The sequence below is a fragment of the Microbacterium flavum genome (assembly GCF_018717645.1).
Taxonomy (GTDB): domain Bacteria; phylum Actinomycetota; class Actinomycetes; order Actinomycetales; family Microbacteriaceae; genus Microbacterium; species Microbacterium flavum.
In genome coordinates this window covers 25,399-41,246 of record NZ_JAFLHG010000001.1, presented here as the reverse complement: position 1 = coordinate 41,246, position 15,848 = coordinate 25,399, and the positions used below count along the sequence as shown (strand labels likewise).

General features: G+C 70.6%; 13 protein-coding genes and 1 tRNA gene. 12 read left to right on the top strand and 2 right to left on the bottom strand.

Features of this window, described 5'->3' with window-relative positions; translation table 11 throughout:
- The first annotated feature begins 23 nt into the window (after positions 1 to 23).
- Positions 24 to 704 carry a hypothetical protein gene (locus tag J0P97_RS00205; protein WP_215485761.1) on the top strand — a complete coding sequence of 227 codons (681 nt, stop codon included), beginning with the start codon at positions 24 to 26 and terminating at the stop codon, positions 702 to 704.
- On the opposite strand, the gene aceB is transcribed toward J0P97_RS00205, so the two are convergent.
- On the bottom strand, positions 683 to 2,350 hold the full coding sequence (gene aceB / locus J0P97_RS00200; protein ID WP_215485760.1) for a malate synthase A: 1,668 nt from the start codon (positions 2,348 to 2,350) through the stop codon (positions 683 to 685). The two genes, J0P97_RS00205 and aceB, sit on opposite strands and share 22 nt — an antisense overlap.
- A gap of 133 nt (positions 2,351 to 2,483) precedes the next feature.
- Here aceB and J0P97_RS00195 point away from each other — a divergent pair, with 133 nt between their 5' ends.
- Positions 2,484 to 3,962 (top strand): helix-turn-helix domain-containing protein, encoded by a 1,479-nt coding sequence (locus J0P97_RS00195; RefSeq protein ID WP_372449657.1) that lies wholly within the window; start codon positions 2,484 to 2,486, stop codon positions 3,960 to 3,962.
- A gap of 77 nt (positions 3,963 to 4,039) precedes the next feature.
- Positions 4,040 to 4,777: a VIT1/CCC1 transporter family protein gene (locus tag J0P97_RS00190; RefSeq protein ID WP_215485759.1), complete on the top strand. Its 738-nt coding sequence runs from the start codon at positions 4,040 to 4,042 to the stop codon at positions 4,775 to 4,777.
- 125 nt (positions 4,778 to 4,902) lie between these two features.
- Here the strand turns inward: J0P97_RS00190 and J0P97_RS00185 are convergent, their stop codons facing one another.
- Positions 4,903 to 6,489, bottom strand: coding sequence for a helix-turn-helix domain-containing protein (locus J0P97_RS00185; RefSeq protein ID WP_215485758.1), 1,587 nt, complete (start codon positions 6,487 to 6,489; stop codon positions 4,903 to 4,905).
- Positions 6,490 to 6,612: 123 nt separating this feature from the next.
- Between J0P97_RS00185 and gabT the strand changes: the two genes are divergently transcribed.
- The 9 genes from gabT to secE all read left to right on the top strand — a co-directional run bounded on the left by gabT (position 6,613) and on the right by secE (position 15,798).
- Complete coding sequence (gene gabT, locus J0P97_RS00180) at positions 6,613 to 7,962, top strand: 4-aminobutyrate--2-oxoglutarate transaminase (protein WP_215485757.1); 1,350 nt, start codon at positions 6,613 to 6,615, stop codon at positions 7,960 to 7,962.
- Positions 7,963 to 8,012: 50 nt separating this feature from the next.
- Complete coding sequence (locus J0P97_RS00175) at positions 8,013 to 9,386, top strand: flavin monoamine oxidase family protein (protein ID WP_215485756.1); 1,374 nt, start codon at positions 8,013 to 8,015, stop codon at positions 9,384 to 9,386.
- A complete protein-coding gene (locus tag J0P97_RS00170; protein WP_215485755.1) occupies positions 9,383 to 10,270 on the top strand; it encodes a universal stress protein in 888 nt (295 codons plus the stop codon). Before J0P97_RS00175 ends, J0P97_RS00170 begins: the two co-directional genes overlap by 4 nt.
- Positions 10,267 to 11,841 (top strand): APC family permease, encoded by a 1,575-nt coding sequence (locus tag J0P97_RS00165; RefSeq protein ID WP_215485754.1) that lies wholly within the window; start codon positions 10,267 to 10,269, stop codon positions 11,839 to 11,841. The genes J0P97_RS00170 and J0P97_RS00165 overlap by 4 nt, the downstream gene beginning before the upstream one ends.
- Positions 11,838 to 13,295 (top strand): NAD-dependent succinate-semialdehyde dehydrogenase, encoded by a 1,458-nt coding sequence (locus J0P97_RS00160; RefSeq protein ID WP_215485753.1) that lies wholly within the window; start codon positions 11,838 to 11,840, stop codon positions 13,293 to 13,295. The genes J0P97_RS00165 and J0P97_RS00160 overlap by 4 nt, the downstream gene beginning before the upstream one ends.
- 51 nt (positions 13,296 to 13,346) lie before the next feature.
- Positions 13,347 to 14,714 carry an NAD-dependent succinate-semialdehyde dehydrogenase gene (locus J0P97_RS00155; RefSeq protein WP_215485752.1) on the top strand — a complete coding sequence of 456 codons (1,368 nt, stop codon included), beginning with the start codon at positions 13,347 to 13,349 and terminating at the stop codon, positions 14,712 to 14,714.
- A 61-nt stretch (positions 14,715 to 14,775) separates the two neighbouring features.
- Positions 14,776 to 15,213, top strand: coding sequence for a pyridoxamine 5'-phosphate oxidase family protein (locus J0P97_RS00150; RefSeq protein ID WP_215485751.1), 438 nt, complete (start codon positions 14,776 to 14,778; stop codon positions 15,211 to 15,213).
- A 167-nt stretch (positions 15,214 to 15,380) separates the two neighbouring features.
- Positions 15,381 to 15,453 (top strand) — tRNA-Trp (locus J0P97_RS00145).
- An 81-nt stretch (positions 15,454 to 15,534) separates the two neighbouring features.
- Positions 15,535 to 15,798 (top strand): preprotein translocase subunit SecE, encoded by a 264-nt coding sequence (secE, locus tag J0P97_RS00140; protein WP_215485750.1) that lies wholly within the window; start codon positions 15,535 to 15,537, stop codon positions 15,796 to 15,798.
- The last annotated feature ends 50 nt before the right edge of the window (positions 15,799 to 15,848 follow it).

Genomic DNA, 15,848 nt, shown 5'->3' with positions numbered 1-15,848 from the left:
ACATTATCCGCTACCCTCGGCGCATGGCCCCGGTGCTCGCCTTCGACCGCTCCGCGCGGTACGGAGCGGCGATCGTCGCGATGCTCGTCGGCGGCTACCTCGGGGTCGCGACGGACTTCTCCTCCATCGTGCAGTCGGAGGTCTACGCCGGCACGATCGCATCGGATGCCCCGCTGCAGAGCCTCGTGCAGTTCCTCCTCGTGCTGGGTTCGATGCTCACCGCGGTGATCCTTCTGCCGACCTCCGGGTGGCGGCGGCTGGGCGCGGTCACCCTCGTCTGCGTCGTGCTTCTCATGTGGGTGACCTTCGGCCTGCAGCACGCGGCGGGGAACGTCGTGCATCCCGTCACGTTCTGGCGATTCGTCCTGGATCAGGGCGGGGTCGTCCTCGTCGCCGCCGTGGGCGGCTGGGTCATCGCGCGGGGGAGACACCCCTGGACCTGGACGGTCATCGTCCTCGCCGTCATCCCCGCGCTCATCACCCCGGTCCTGGTCGAGCACTCGTTCCCCTCGAGCGCGATCGCCCTCATCTCGCAGGCGACGGTCGCCGTCGTCGGTCTCGGTGCGGTCTGGCTCGCGGTGTGGATCGACGGCAGCATCGGCCGCGCCGCCTCGCGACGCCGCGGGGCGCACGAAGAGGGGCCGGATGCCGTGGCATCCGACCCCCGCCCCACGGATGAGGTTCAGTCCTCGTCGGTGAGGTAGTCCGCGTAGGCGACCAGCGTCAGGAACGTCGGGAAGTCCTCGCCGAGGGCCACCTGCTCGAAGATCGCCGCCGCGTCGTCGAAGCGGTCGCCCTCGAACCGCGTTGCCTCCTCGAGCGTGCGCGTGATGAGCGACTCGATGTACGCGCGGGTGATCCTCGTGCCGTCCTCCGTGGACCGGTCCTGGTGGATCCACTGCCAGACCTGCGAGCGCGAGATCTCTGCCGTCGCGGCATCCTCCATCAGGTTGTCGATCGCGACCGCGCCCAGGCCGCGCAGCCATGCTTCGATGTACCGGATGCCGACCGACACGTTGGCGTACACGCCTGCGGCGGTGATCGGCAGGCCGATGTGCACGTCGATCAGCTGGGACGCCTGCACGCTCACCTCGGGGCGCTGACGGTCGACCTGGTTGGGCCGGTCGCCGAGCACCGCGTCGAACTCCGCCTGCGCCACGGGGATGAGGTCGGGGTGGGCGACCCACGTGCCGTCGAAGCCGTCGCCGGCCTCGCGCTTCTTGTCGGCCGACACCTTCTCGAACGCCTGGGCGGTCACCTCGGGGTCGCGGCGGTTCGGGATGAACGCGCTCATCCCGCCGATCGCGAAGGCGCCGCGCTTGTGGCACGTCTGCACCAGCAGCTCCGTGTAGGCGCGCATGAACGGCACCGTCATCGTCACCTGGCTGCGGTCGGGCAGGACGAACCGGGCGCCGCGGCCGCGGTAGTTCTTGATCATCGAGAAGATGTAGTCCCAGCGGCCGGCGTTCAAGCCCGCGATGTGGTCGCGCAGCTCGAAGAGGATCTCCTCCATCTCGAACGCGGCCGGCAGCGTCTCGATCAGCACCGTCGCGCGGATCGTGCCGTGCGGGATGCCGATGTAGTCCTCGCTGAAGGTGAACACGTCGTCCCACAGCTTCGCCTCTTCGCTGGACTCGATCTTGGCGATGTAGAAGTACGGGCCGACACCGTTCTCGATGAGGCGCTTCGCGTTGTGGAAGAAGTACAGGCCGAAGTCGACGAGCGAGCCGGAGGTCGCCAGGGTACGGCCGGCGCGGTCGGTGAAGTCGATGTGCTTCTCTGTCAGGTGCCACCCGCGGGGGCGCATGACGATCGTCGGCGTGCGCTCCGCGGTCACCTCGTACACCTTGCCCTCGGGCGAGGTGTGGCGGAGCTGGCCGCGGATGGCGTCGAAGAGCGACAGCTGGCCCTCAATGACGTTGCGCCAGGTGGGGCTCGTGGCGTCCTCCTGGTCGGCCAGCCAGACGCGCGCTCCCGAGTTCAGCGCGTTGATCGTCATCTTCGGGTCGGTCGGGCCCGTGATCTCCACGCGGCGATCCTCGAGGCCGGGGCCGGCACCGGCGACCTTCCAGTCGGCATCCTCGCGGATGTGGCGCGTGTCGTCGCGGAACTGCGGGTCGTGGCCGTTGCCGATCTCGAAGCGCCGCCGCATGCGGTCGGCGAGCCGGTCGTGCCGGCGCCCCGCGAACCGCGCGTGCAGCGCGGAGAGGAAGGCGAGGGCGTCGGGGGTGAGGATCTCCTCGTACCGGCTTCGGATCGGTCCCGTGACGACGATCGCCGACGTCGGGATGGGCCCCGTCGTGGGGCGGGTGGTCGTGTCAGGCGCGATGCCCGTGGCGGTGGGAGTCATGGCCCTGTCTCTCTGTCTCGAAGGTGCGGCCGGGGTGGCCGTGGGACCACTCTGAGTGAAGAATGACCCTCACGATGACCAAATCCCGTGTGAACTTTGACCGAATTTCGCCGAATGTGACAGACTCCCGGTCATGACACTCCCGGAGACGATGACGACGGATGCCGGCGACGAGGCCGATGCCGCCGATGCGCTCACGATCGGCCGCCGCATCCGCCAGCTGCGGGTGGCGCGCGGGATGACGCTCGAAGAGCTCGCCGGCGCGGTCGAGCGGGCGCCGAGCCAGCTCTCGATGATCGAGACCGGCAAGCGGGAACCGAAGCTGACCCTGCTCCGCACGATCGCCAAGGCGCTGGGCGCGAGCGTCGATCAGCTCCTGGAGGCTGAGACGCTGGACGAGCGTGCCACTCTCGAGATCGCGCTCGAGCGCGCGATGAAGGGGTCGACCTTCCGCTCCCTCGGCATCGACGCGTTCCGAATCGGCAAGACGCTCCCCGACGACGCCCTCCGGGCGATGCTCGCGCTCCACGGAGAGATCGAGCGCCTGGGCGACGAGAGGTCGGCGACGCCGGAGGAGGCGCGTCGCGCCAACGTCGAGCTGCGCCACCTCATGCGCCGACAGGACAACTACTTCGCCGAGCTCGAGGAGCATGCGCGCGGCATCCTGCGCGCCGTCGACCACCCCGGAGGCCCGGTCACCCAGCGCACGGCGTCGGACATCGCCGCTCACCTCGGGTTCTCGCTGCACTACGTCCCCGACCTTCCGGCATCGACGCGGTCGGTCGCCGACGTCCGCAACGGACGGCTGTACCTGTCCAGCACCGTCCCCGCGAAGGGCGATTCGCGCACGGCCGTGCTGCAGGCCCTCGGCAGCCGCATCCTCGGGCACAGCGAACCCCGCTCGTACGCCGAGTTCCTGCGTCAGCGCGTGGAGACGAACTACCTCACCGGCGCGCTCCTCATCCCCGAGGAGCACGCCGCGCCCGCGCTGCAGGATGCCAAGGCGCGCCGCGCGATCTCGATCGAGGACCTCCGCGACACCTACTCAGTGTCCTACGAGACCGCCGCCCATCGCTTCACGAACCTCGCGACGCGCCACCTCGGCATCCGGGTGCACTTCCTGAAGGTCCACGAATCGGGGACCATCACGAAGGCGTACGAGAACGACGACGTCAACTTCCCCGCCGATCGCCTGGGGTCGATCGAGGGCCAGCTGTGCTGCCGTCGCTGGACGAGCCGGGCCGTGTTCGACATCCCCGACAAGTTCAATCCGTACTACCAGTACACCGACACCGGGAACGGCACGTACTGGTGCACGGCGCGCGTGGAGGGCTCCAGCGAGGGAGCGCATTCGGTGTCCGTCGGCGTCCGCTTCGACGACACCAAGTGGTTCCTCGGGCGCGAGACCACCAACCGCGGGCTCTCGCGGCACGCCGTCGAGGTGTGCTGCCGCAGGGCCCCTGCGGAGCTGGAGTCGCAGTGGCGCGACCAGGCGTGGCCGAACGTCCGCACGCCGCGCACGCTCCTCGCGACGCTGCCGACGGGCTCGTTCCCCGGGGTCGACACCACCGACCTCTACGAGTTCCTCGAGGCGCACGCGCCCACCGCGTGACGCGTGCGGCGGGGAGGCCCATGAGGTGAGCCTCCGCTTGCTGGTCGAGCGTCGCCGCGCGTCGTACCGTGAGGGTCATGACCTCCTCCGCAGCCGTGCCCGAGACCCCAGGCGCCCACCCCGATGAGCCGCACCGGCTCGGCCTCTCGCAGCGGCTGAACTGGCTGCGCGCGGGCGTGCTGGGCGCGAACGACGGCATCGTCTCCACGGCCGCCGTCGTGGTCGGCGTCGCGGGCGCCACCTCCGAGGTGATCCCCGTCCTCCTCGCCGGGTCGGCCGCCCTCGTCGGTGGCGCGATCTCCATGGCGCTCGGGGAATACGTCTCGGTCTCCAGTCAGCGGGACACGGAGCGCGCCCTCATCGAGAAGGAGCGGAAGGAGCTGCTCGAGGATCCCGACGCGGAGTTCGCCGAGCTCGTCGGTCTCTACGAGCAGCAGGGCCTCAGCCGCGCAACGGCCGAGCGGGTCGCGGCCGAGCTCACCGAGAAGGACGCTCTGAAGGCACACCTCTCCGTCGAGCTGAACATCGATCAGGACGACGTCGTCAGCCCGTGGCACGCGGCGCTCGCCTCCGCCGTCGCCTTCACCGTCGGCGCGCTCCTGCCGATGGCGACGATCCTGCTCCTGCCGCATCCCGCCCGGATCATCGCCACCTTCGTGGCCGTCCTCATCGCGCTCGCGCTCACGGGCTACGTCGCGGCGTGGCTCGGGGGAGCGCGTCGCGGGCTCGCGGTCGCGCGCACGATGATCGGCGGGGCCATCGCTCTGGCGGCCACGTTCCTCGTCGGGACGCTGTTCGGCACCGCGATCGGCTGACCCCGCCGGGCATCCGGCGGAGGCCCGGTCCGCGAGACGCCGTCCGCGCACCGAGACGACGACGGGGCGCCGGTGTCTCGGCGCGCGCGCGGTGTCTCGCGCGCCGCGGAGCAGCAGGAGACGCCTCAGCCCGCGGCGACGAGCGCGGCCCACAGCTCTGCGCGGGTGGGGAAGGAGCTGAGGTCGACCCCGAGCACCTGCTGCGCCTGCGCGACGCGGGCTCGGACCGTGTGGCGGTGGATGCCGAGGGCATGGGCGGCCTCATCGATCCGTGCGTCGTGGGCGAGCCAGGTGCGCACCGTCTCGGTCAGCTGCGAGCCGTGCTCCTGGTCGTGGGCGTGCAGCGGTCGCAGCCGCGCCTGCGCGAGCGCTCTGCCCTCCGCCGTATCGAGCGCGGCGAACACCCCACCGGCTATCGCGGAGAAGGAGGCCACCGTGCCGGCATCCGCCCGGCGCGCGGCAACGACGGCCTGCTCATGCGCCCGCGCGAACCCGGCGTAGTCCACCGGGTCGCCGATGCCGACGGCGGCATCGAACAGGCCGGCGAAGGTCTCCAGGAGGTCGGCGTCGCCGGCGGGGACGACGATGACGTGCCCGTCGGCTCCGCGGCCGTGGAAGAGTGCGCCGCGCCGCTCTGCGGTCCGCAGCTCCAGCCAGTCCGTCGCGGCATCCGCTCGCCCGGACGCCAGGGGCGCCACCGCGACCACCACCGGCGCGGGCGGAAGCGGACCCCAGAGCTCTTTCGAGACCCTGCGCGCGAGGCCGACGTCGCCCGCCTGCAGCGCCTGCACGAGGGCGGCGCGGAGAGCGCCGCGTGCGCGACCGAGACCCACGTTCTGCTCGAGGGCGAGCCCGGCCATCGCGATGACCGAGGTGACGACGCTGCGGCCCTCGAGGTCGAGCTCGGTTCCCACGATCGCGATGAGACCGCGCAGATGCCCCCCGCGACCGAGCGTCTGCAGGGTCACGCGCGTCCCGTTCGACTCGAACTGCGAGGCCGCGCGGGCTCCGCGGCGCAGCACGGCGCCGGCCTCGGCATCGACCGCGGCGCGGATGTCGGGATCGAGGTCGCCGCGCGGGGCGCGGTGGGAGGTGAGGACCCCGGCGGCGTCATACAGACCCACCCACGCATCCAGCTGCTTCGCCAGCTCGGCGACCGTCGCACCCAGGCCATCGGGGCGCAGCGCGGCGAGTGAGATCGCGCGCTGCGCCGACAGCGCCCACGTGCGGCGTGCATAGGCCTGCGCGGCGATCGCCTCGGCGTTGGCTCGCGCGAGGGCGATGAACGGCGTCCGGTAGGGGACCTCGAACAGCGGCATCCCCTGGTCGCGGCACGCATCCAGCAGCGCCGCGGGGATGCCGTCGCGGACGACCTCCGTTCCGAAGCCGAGCCCGCGCACCCCGCGGGCTCGGAGCCGCGCGACATAGGCGTCCTCGGTCGTCGGGGCCGGGGTCGTGTTCGGGGGGTGTACCGGGAGAGTCGGTGCCGCCACTCCGCCCGGCGCGGCCATGAACTGGGTGCCGGTGGTCAGCAGAAGCAGATCGTCCGCCAGGAAGGGAGTGGGGTCGGCGAGGTCGGACGAATGCACCCAGCGCAAGGGCGTGTCGAGGGCGTCCGGGGGAAGGGCCGCCTCGTCCGAGGCGAGCCGGAGGGCGAGGTCGGCCCGCGCGAGGAGGGCGCGCAGCGTCGGCTGGGGGTCGGTGGCGGCCATCGATCACTTCCGCTCGAGTGGGCACGGGGTGGTGCGGCAGGTATACGCGACGTACTTCACGCTGCTCAGAATGTACACCGTGGCGGATGTGCGGCCCGCAGCCGCGCGCCTACGCTCGCCCTCATGAGCTCGACGACGACCGCCCTCGTGGGCGGACCCACCCTCCCGCAGCGGCGCTCCCTGGTCACCGCCATCCCCGGACCCCGGTCGCAGGAACTCCTCGCCCGCAAGTCCGACGCCGTCGCGGCCGGCGTCGCCCACACCGTCCCGATCGAGGCGGTAGCCGCCGGCGGCGGCGTCGTCGTCGACGCGGACGGCAACTCGCTCATCGACCTGGGCTCCGGCATCGCCGTGACGAGCGTCGGCAACGCGCATCCCGCCGTGGTGCGGGCGGTGCAGGATGCCGTCGCGCAGTTCACCCATACGTGCTTCATGATCTCGCCGTACGAGTCGTACGTCGCCGTCGCCGAGCGGCTGAATCGCCTGACCCCGGGAGACCACGCCAAGAAGTCCGCACTGTTCAACTCGGGCGCCGAAGCGGTCGAGAACGCGGTCAAGATCGCGCGCAAGTTCACCGGCCGTCAGGCCGTCGTCGCCTTCGACCACGCCTACCATGGCCGCACGAACCTCACGATGGCGCTCACCGCCAAGGCGATGCCGTACAAGAGCGGCTTCGGACCGTTCGCGTCCGAGGTCTACCGGGCACCCGCCTCCTACCCGTTCCGGGACGGGCTGAGCGGAGCGGAGGCCGCGGCGAAGTCGATCTCGCTCATCGAGAAGCAGATCGGCGCTGACAATCTCGCCGCCGTCATCATCGAGCCGATCCAGGGCGAGGGCGGATTCATCGTCCCCGCCGAGGGGTTCCTCCCCGCCGTCGTCGACTGGTGCCGCGCGAACGGCGTCGTGTTCATCGCCGACGAGGTGCAGACCGGATTCGCCCGCACGGGCGCGATGTTCGCGAGTGAGCTGTTCGGGATCGTCCCCGACCTCGTCACGACGGCCAAGGGCATCGCCGGCGGCATGCCGCTGGCCGCGGTGACCGGTCGGGCCGAGATCATGGATGCCACGCACGGCGGCGGCCTCGGCGGCACCTACGGCGGCAACCCGGTCGCGTGCGCGGCGGCCGTGGCATCCATCGACGCCTTCGAGAACGACGGACTGCTCGAGCGGGCGCGTGAGCTCGGGGGGATCCTGCGCGCTCGCCTCGAGTCCCTGCAGGAATCCGACCCGCGGATCGGCGAGGTCCGCGGCCGTGGGGCGATGGTGGCCGCCGAGTTCATCGACCCGGCGACGGGAGCGCCCGACGCGGCGCTGACCTCCGCGGTGGCGAAGGCCGCGATCGCCGAGGGCGTCATCGTCCTCACCTGCGGCACCTACGGCAACGTCATCCGCTTCCTGCCGCCGCTGAGCATGCCCGACGATCTGCTGCGCGAGGGCCTGGACGTCGTCGCCGCCGCCCTCGCCGCGCAGTGACGCCCCCGACCCCCGACACCACGCCGACACCGGCACCACGAAGGAGTGACATGACCGAGATCACGCGAGACGTCGTCATCGTCGGCGCGGGGGCCGCCGGCCTCACCGCCGCGAACGAGCTCAAGAAGGCCGGCCTCTCGGTCGCCGTGCTCGAAGCGCGCGACCGGGTCGGCGGCCGCCTGTGGACCGATGTGATCGAGGGCGCGATGCTCGAGATCGGCGGCCAGTGGATCTCGCCCGACCAGACGGCGCTCATCGAGACCGTCGACGAGCTCGGCCTCGAGACCTTCAGCCGCTACCGCGAGGGCGACAGCGTCTACGTCGGGCCGGATGGGGCGGCGCACCGCTTCCAGGGCGAGATGTTCCCCGTCGCGCCCGAGACCGAGGCGGAGATCGCCCGGGTCACCGACCTCCTCGACGAGATGGTGGCCGGCATCGATCCCGACCGGCCGTGGGCGCACCCGCAGGCCGCGGAGTGGGATGCGATCTCGTGGGACGCCTGGCTCCGCGAGCAGTCGGACGACGACGAGGCGGTTCGGAACCTGGCGTTCGCGACCGGCTCCGCGATGCTCACCAAGCCGACGCACGCGATCTCGCTGCTCGAATCCCTCCTCATGGCGGCCTCCGCCGGCAGCTACTCGCACCTCGTCGACGCCGACTTCATCCTCGACAAGCGGGTCGTCGGCGGCCTCCAGCAGGTGCCGCTGCTGCTCGCCGAGAGGTTGGGCGACGATGTCTTCCTGAACCAGCCCGTACGCACCCTGGAGTGGTCGGACGAGGGCGTCACCGTGACATCCGACGGGATGACCGTGCGCGCCCGCCGGGCGATCCTCGCCCTCGCGCCGGTCCTGTACTCCCGCATCTCGTTCGTGCCGGCGCTCCCGCGCCTCCAGCACCAGATGCACCAGCACCTCTCGATGGGCTTCGTCATCAAGGTGCACGCCGTCTACGAGACGCCGTTCTGGCGCGAGAAGGGCCTGTCGGGCACCGCGTTCAGCCCCTACGAGCTGTCGCATGAGGCCTACGACAACAGCAACCACGGCGATGAGCGCGGCACCCTCGTGGGCTTCGTCAGCGACCTCAACGCCGACGGGGTGTTCGCGCTCTCGGCGCAGGAGCGCAAGGAGAGGATCCTCACCTCGCTCTCGCACTACTACGGCCCCGAGGCTCTCGACCCGGTCGTCTACTACGAGAGCGACTGGGGCAGCGAGGAGTGGACGCGCGGCGCCTATGCCGCGAGCTTCGACCTCGGCGGCCTGTCCCGCTACGGCGCCTACCTGCGGGAGGCCGTCGGCCCGATCCACGTCGCCTGCAGCGACATGGCCGGCGCGGGCTACCAGCACGTGGACGGCGCGATCCGGATGGGGCGCCTCGTGGCGTCGCAGATCCTCGAGACGCGCGCCGAGGACGGGTCCGGGTCGTGACGACGCACATCGTCGTCGGCTACACCGCCACCAAGACGGGGCGGGATGCCGTGGCGTTCGCGGCCCGCCTCGCCGCCGCGATCGACGCGGTGCTCGACGTTGCGATCATCCTGCCGAGCCCCGAGCGCAGCGTCATCACCCCGCCCGATGCGGGCTACGACCGGTACCTGCGCGATCAGGCCCAGCGGTGGATCGCGGCGGCGATCGATCGCATCCCCGCCGACGTGATCGCCCACGCCCACGTGCGCACGGCGGAGTCCTTCGCCGAGGGGCTCGTCGAGATCGCGGACGGCCTGGATGCCTCCTACATCGTCGTCGGCGCCGCCGACGGCGCCAGCCGCGGTCGGCATCGCCTCGGCACGACGACCAGCGAGCTGCTGCACACCTCCGATGTGCCCGTCGTCCTCGTTCCGCGCGGCGCACGGAAGGTCGCGCCCGAGACGGGGATCACGCGGGTGACCGTCGCGATCGGGACGCGCCCGGGCGCCGACGCGCTGATCGAGGCGACGAGCGCGCTCGCGGAGGCGGCCGGTGTTCCGGTGCGGCTGCTCTCGCTCCTCCCGGTCGACCTGCCGCCGACCGCCGACACCGCCGCGATCCGCCTGGCCGGATCGACCGAGGCCGAGCAGGTGCTGGCGGCGGCGAAGGCCGAGCTCCCCGCCGGCCTCGACGCCGACGTCATCGTCGCCGCCGGCGACAGCATCGAGGATGCCGTCGCCCACCTGGACTGGCAGGGCGGCGAGATCGTCCTCGTCGGGTCGAGCCGCCTCGCGCAGCCCCGCCGGCTCTTCCTCGGGTCGACCGCCGCGAAGATGCTGCGTGAGATCACGGTCCCCGTGGCCGTCGTGCCCCGTACGATCCGTCCCGAAGGAGGCGCACGATGAGCGAGCGCGACGCAGCGGCCGCACCGGAGGCGACGGCCACGACCGCTCCCGCCACCGGCGGCCTTTCCAGCAAAGGTCTGAGCGCCGGCACCATCGGCCTCGTCGGCGCGGTGGTCATCGGCATCTCGTGCATCGCGCCGGCGTACACGTTCACGGCCGCGGTCGGCCCCACGGCATCCGTCGTCGGCGCGCAGATCCCCGCGATCGTGCTCGTCGGCTTCATCCCGATGCTGCTCGTCGCCTTCGGCTATCGCGAGCTGAACAACCGCATGCCGGACGCGGGCACGTCCTTCACATGGGCGGCGCGTGCGTTCGGACCCTGGATCGGGTGGATGGCCGGGTGGGGTCTCGTCGTCGCGACCATCCTCGTCCTCTCCAACCTCGCCGGCGTCGCCGTCGACTTCCTCTTCCTGCTGATCTCCCAGATCACGAACGACCCGAGCATCGCCGATCTCGCTTCCGACACCGTGATCAACATCGCGGTCTGTCTTCTGTTCATGCTCGCGGCGACGTGGATCTCCTACCGCGACATGCAGACCACGCAGAAGCTGCAGTACTTCCTGGTCGGATTCCAGGTGCTGGTCCTCGTCTTCTTCGCGGTCGCCGCGATCACCACGGCCGTCACGGGAGGCGGGTTCGACTACCAGCCGTTCGACATCGGGTGGTTCAACCCCTTCGCCGTCAGCTCGTTCTCCGCGTTCGCCGCCGGCCTGTCGCTGTCGATCTTCATCTTCTGGGGCTGGGACGTGACCCTCACGATGAACGAGGAGACCAAGGATCCCGAGCGCACCCCCGGCCGTGCCGCGACCCTCACCGTCGTCACGATCGTGTCACTGTACCTCCTCCTCGCCGTCGCCATGATCATGTTCGCCGGCGTCGGGACGGGGGAGCTCGGCCTCGGCAACGAGGACATCCAGGAGAACGTGTTCTTCCACCTCTCCGGCCCGATCCTGGGGCCGCTCGCGTTCCTCGTCTCGCTCGCGGTGCTCACCAGCTCGGCGTCATCGCTGCAGTCGACCTTCGTCGGCCCCGCCCGCACCCTTCTCTCGATGGGGCACTACGGAGCGCTGCCGCCCGCGTTCGCGCGCGTCAGCCCGCGATTCTTCACACCCGGGTACGCGACGATCGTCTCGGCGATCGTGGCCTCGGCGTTCTACGCCGTCATGCGGATCGTCAGCGAGAACACCCTGTGGGACACGATCCTCACCCTCGGCATGATGATCTGCTTCTACTACGGGCTCACCGCGTTCGCCTGCGTCTGGTACTTCCGGCACCAGTGGTTCGATTCGGTGCGGAATGTCTTCTTCACATTCTTGTTCCCCCTCGTGGGCGGACTCATCCTCGCCATGCTCTTCTTCACCACGCTGATCGACTCGATGGATCCGGCCTACGGCTCGGGTGCGCAGATCGGCGGGGTGGGGATCGTCTTCGTCCTGGGCATGCTGATCATCGTCGTCGGCATCGTCCTCATGATCTGGCAGTCCGTCCGGCGCCCCGCCTTCTTCCGAGGCGAGACGCTCGGCAAGGACGCCCCCGCCAGCACCCGTCGCCTGAAGGAGGCCGCACGTTGATCAGCGAATCCGCACTGCTTGAGAAACTCCCCCGAGGACTGTTCATCGGAGGGGAGTGGCAGGACGGTTCTCGTGGCACCTTCCCGGTGAAGGACCCGGCGACCGGGGAGACTCTCGTCGAGATCGCCGACGCGGATGCCGCCGACGGCATCCGCGCCCTCGACGCGGCCGTCGCCGCCCAGGACGCCTGGGCAGCCACGCCCGCCCGCACGCGGAGCGACATCCTCCGCCGCGCCTTCGACCTGCTGACGGAGCGCGCCGACGAGTTCGCGCTGCTCATGACCCTCGAGATGGGCAAGCCCCTGGCCGAGGCGCGCGGCGAGGTCACCTACGGCGGCGAGTTCCTGCGCTGGTTCAGCGAGGAGGCCGTCCGGATCTCGGGCCGCTACGGCATGACCCCGGAGGGAACGGGGCGGATGGTCGTGAGCCAGCGCCCCGTCGGCCCGTGCTTCTTCATCACCCCGTGGAACTTCCCGCTCGCGATGGCGACCCGCAAGATCGCCCCCGCGCTCGCCGCCGGCTGCACGGTCGTCGTGAAGCCGGCCGAGCTGACCCCCCTCACGACCCTCGCCTTCGTGCAGCTGCTCGTCGAGGCGGGCCTGCCCGAGGGCGTCGTGAACGTCATCACGACGACGACCTCGGCCGCCGTCTCGGGCCCGATCATCGCCGACCCCCGCCTGCGCAAGCTGTCTTTCACGGGCTCGACCCCTGTCGGCAAGAAGCTCATCGCGCAGGCGGCGGAAGGCGTGCTCCGCGTCTCGATGGAGCTCGGCGGCAATGCGCCGTTCGTCGTGTTCGACGACGCCGATCTCGACGCGGCGGTCGACGGGGCCATGGCGGCGAAGTTCCGCAACATCGGCCAGGCCTGCACCGCGGCCAACCGCTTCATCGTGCACGCGGACGTCGCCGAGGCGTTCGCAGATCGCGTCAGCGAGCGCGTCCGCGCCATGAAGATCGGGCGCGGCACGGAGGAGGGCGTGCAGATCGGACCCCTCATCGACGAGAAGGCGGTCGCCGGCACGGCGGCGCTCGTGCAGGATGCCGTGGACCGTGGCGCGACCGTCCGGGCGGGCGGGTCGGCCATCGACGGGCCGGGCACCTTCTTCGAGCCCACGGTCATCACCGAGGTGGCCGCCGGCAGCGACATCCTCCGCGAGGAGATCTTCGGACCGGTCCTCGCCATCGCGACCTTCCGGGGTGAGGACGAGGCGGTGCGCCTGGCCAACGACACGGAGTACGGCCTGGTCTCCTACGTGTTCACCCGGGACCTCGCCCGCGGACACCGCATGATCGACCGCCTCGAGACCGGCATGATGGGCCTGAACGTCGGCGTCGTCTCCAACGCGGCCGCGCCCTTCGGCGGCGTCAAGCAGTCGGGGATGGGCCGCGAGGGCGGCCTCGAAGGCATCCACGAGTACCTGTCCACGAAGTACACGCTGATCCCGGCCTCCTGAGAAGTCCGAGACCGAGCCGCCTGAGAAGTGAGAAGTGAGAAGAAGGACACCATGAGCGACTACGCCGTCACGAACCCCGCCACCGGGGAGACCCTCGCCACCTACCCGACGGCGACGGACGCCGAGGTCGACGCGGCGATCGCCGCCGCCGACCACGCGTTCCGCACGTGGGGGCGCACCTCCACCCCGCAGGAGCGCGCGCCGCTCCTGCGTCGGGTCGCGGAGCTCCACCGCGAGCGGCGCGACGAGCTCGCGGCGATCATCGTCCGCGAGATGGGCAAGCCGCTCGCGGCGGCCGAAGGCGAGGTCGACTTCGCCGCCGACATCACCGAGTACTACGCCGACAACATCGAGCGGATCACCGCCGACACCCCGATCGACCTGATCGCCGAGGGGAGCGCCGTCATCCGCCGGGCGCCCTTGGGCGTCCTCCTCGGGATCATGCCGTGGAACTTCCCGTACTACCAGGTGGCCCGCTTCGCGGCGCCGAACATCGCGCTCGGCAACACGGTCCTCCTCAAGCACGCTCCGCAGTGTCCGGAGTCGGCGGCGGCGATCGCTCAGATGTACCTCGACGCCGGCTTCCCCGAAGGCGTGTACGTCGACGTGCGACTCACGAACGACCAGTCGGCGACCGTCATCGCCGATCGCCGGGTGCAGGGCGTGTCGGTGACCGGGTCCGAGCGCGCGGGTGCCGCGGTCGCCGAGATCGCGGGCCGCAACCTCAAGAAGGTGGCGCTCGAGCTCGGAGGCTCGGACCCGTTCATCCTGCTCTCGACCGACGATCTGGACGGAGCCGTCCAGATGGCCGCGGAGGCGCGCCTGGACAACAACGGGCAGTCCTGCAACGCCGCGAAGCGCTTCATCGTCGCGGACGACCTGTATGACGCGTTCCTGGAGAAGTTCACGGCCGCGATGGCGGATGCCAAGGTCGGCGACCCGTTCGAGGGCGACACCGTGCTCGGCCCGCTGTCCTCCCTGACGGCCGCGGAGCGGCTCGCCGAGCAGGTCGACCGCGCCGTCGCGCAAGGGGCCACGGTCGCCACGGGAGGCGTCCGCGACGGCGCCTTCTATCCCGGGACCGTCCTCACCGGCGTCACGGCGGACATGGACGCCTACCGCGAGGAGTTCTTCGGCCCCGTCGGAATGGTCTTCAAGGTCGCTGACGAGGACGAGGCCATCGAGGTCGCCAACGGCACGTCGTTCGGCCTCGGGTCCTACGTGTTCACGACCGACCCGGAGCAGGCGGAGCGCATCGCGGACAGGATCGAGGCCGGCATGGTCTACGTCAACATCGTGCTCGCCGACTCGCCCGAGCTGCCGTTCGGCGGCGTGAAGCGATCGGGGACGGGCCGCGAGATGGGCCTGCTCGCGGCGGACGAGTTCGTCAACAAGAAGCTCATCCGCACCGCGGGCTGAGCCCGGATTTCCCCGGCGGCCGGGGCTGTCGTCCCGGCCGTCGGAGGAGCAGGATGTGGTCATGGACCACACTCCGGACTCCGTCACCCCGCTCAGCGACCGCGCCTGCTGGGACCGCCTCGCCGAGCAGGAGCTCGGCCGTCTCGTCACCCGCGTCGGCGACGTCATGGACATCTTCCCCGTGAACTACACGGTCGACGGCGAGAGCCTCGTCTTCCGCACCGGCGAGGGCAGCAAGCTGACCGAGCTTACGATCCATGACGAGGTGCTCTTCGAGGTCGACGAGTACACCGCGACGGATGCCTGGAGCGTCGTCGTCCGCGGTTCGGCGAAGCGCCTCACCGATGCCGGTGAGGTCGAAGCGGCGGATCGGCTGCCGCTGCGGCCGTGGATCCCGACGCTGAAGTACACCTACGTGCGGATCACCCCGTCTGCTCTGTCCGGACGCGACATCATGCGCGGGGAGGAGCCCGACCGCTACGGCATCCAGCAGTACTGATCGGCCGTCCTCCGAGGCCGCCGCGCCGCCGCCGGTTCGCGGGGCGGGAGGCCATGACGTACACTGGACAGTGCAGTTGAAGTCTGCATTCTTTCGCCATGCCCGCGCGTGATCGCACGGGTCACGAGCGGACGGAGCGGGCTTGACCTCGAGATCTCCGGATCTCTAGGGCGGTAGCTCAATTGGCAGAGCAGCGGTCTCCAAAACCGCAGGTTGCAGGTTCGATTCCTGTCCGCCCTGCGCGTCAGCGTTCCGCTGACAGAGCGCGCCAGCAGACGCTGGCGCGAGAAGCAAGTCCGAGCAGTTCGCATGGGTGGGTACATGGTCCAGGAAGAGGCGCACGGCGAGGTCGTCCCGACGGGCGGCGCGTCCCGCGAGAAGAAGCTGAACTTCTTCCAGCGGATCGCCCTCTTCATCCGCCAGGTGTTCGCAGAGCTCCGCAAGGTCGTCACGCCGACCCGCCAGGAGCTCGTCAAGTACACGCTGGTCGTGCTGGGCTTCGTCGTCGTGATGATGGCGATCGTGTACAGCCTCGACCTGCTCTTCACCTGGGTGGTGAACGTCGTCTTCGGCGTCCCGCGCTGAGCGCCGGCATCCCGCCCTCACCGCACCACCCCCGATGGAAGAGAATCCAC

Excerpts from the sequence above, each read along its gene's own strand:
- J0P97_RS00205 (WP_215485761.1), top strand. The coding sequence starts at position 24 with ATGGCCCCGGTGCTCGCCTTCGACCGCTCCGCGCGGTACGGAGCGGCG.
- aceB (WP_215485760.1), bottom strand. The coding sequence starts at position 2,350 with ATGACTCCCACCGCCACGGGCATCGCGCCTGACACGACCACCCGCCCC.
- J0P97_RS00195 (WP_372449657.1), top strand. The coding sequence starts at position 2,484 with ATGACACTCCCGGAGACGATGACGACGGATGCCGGCGACGAGGCCGAT.
- J0P97_RS00190 (WP_215485759.1), top strand. The coding sequence starts at position 4,040 with ATGACCTCCTCCGCAGCCGTGCCCGAGACCCCAGGCGCCCACCCCGAT.
- J0P97_RS00185 (WP_215485758.1), bottom strand. The coding sequence starts at position 6,489 with ATGGCCGCCACCGACCCCCAGCCGACGCTGCGCGCCCTCCTCGCGCGG.
- gabT (WP_215485757.1), top strand. The coding sequence starts at position 6,613 with ATGAGCTCGACGACGACCGCCCTCGTGGGCGGACCCACCCTCCCGCAG.
- J0P97_RS00175 (WP_215485756.1), top strand. The coding sequence starts at position 8,013 with ATGACCGAGATCACGCGAGACGTCGTCATCGTCGGCGCGGGGGCCGCC.
- J0P97_RS00165 (WP_215485754.1), top strand. The coding sequence starts at position 10,267 with ATGAGCGAGCGCGACGCAGCGGCCGCACCGGAGGCGACGGCCACGACC.
- J0P97_RS00155 (WP_215485752.1), top strand. The coding sequence starts at position 13,347 with ATGAGCGACTACGCCGTCACGAACCCCGCCACCGGGGAGACCCTCGCC.
- J0P97_RS00150 (WP_215485751.1), top strand. The coding sequence starts at position 14,776 with ATGGACCACACTCCGGACTCCGTCACCCCGCTCAGCGACCGCGCCTGC.
- secE (WP_215485750.1), top strand. The coding sequence starts at position 15,535 with ATGGTCCAGGAAGAGGCGCACGGCGAGGTCGTCCCGACGGGCGGCGCG.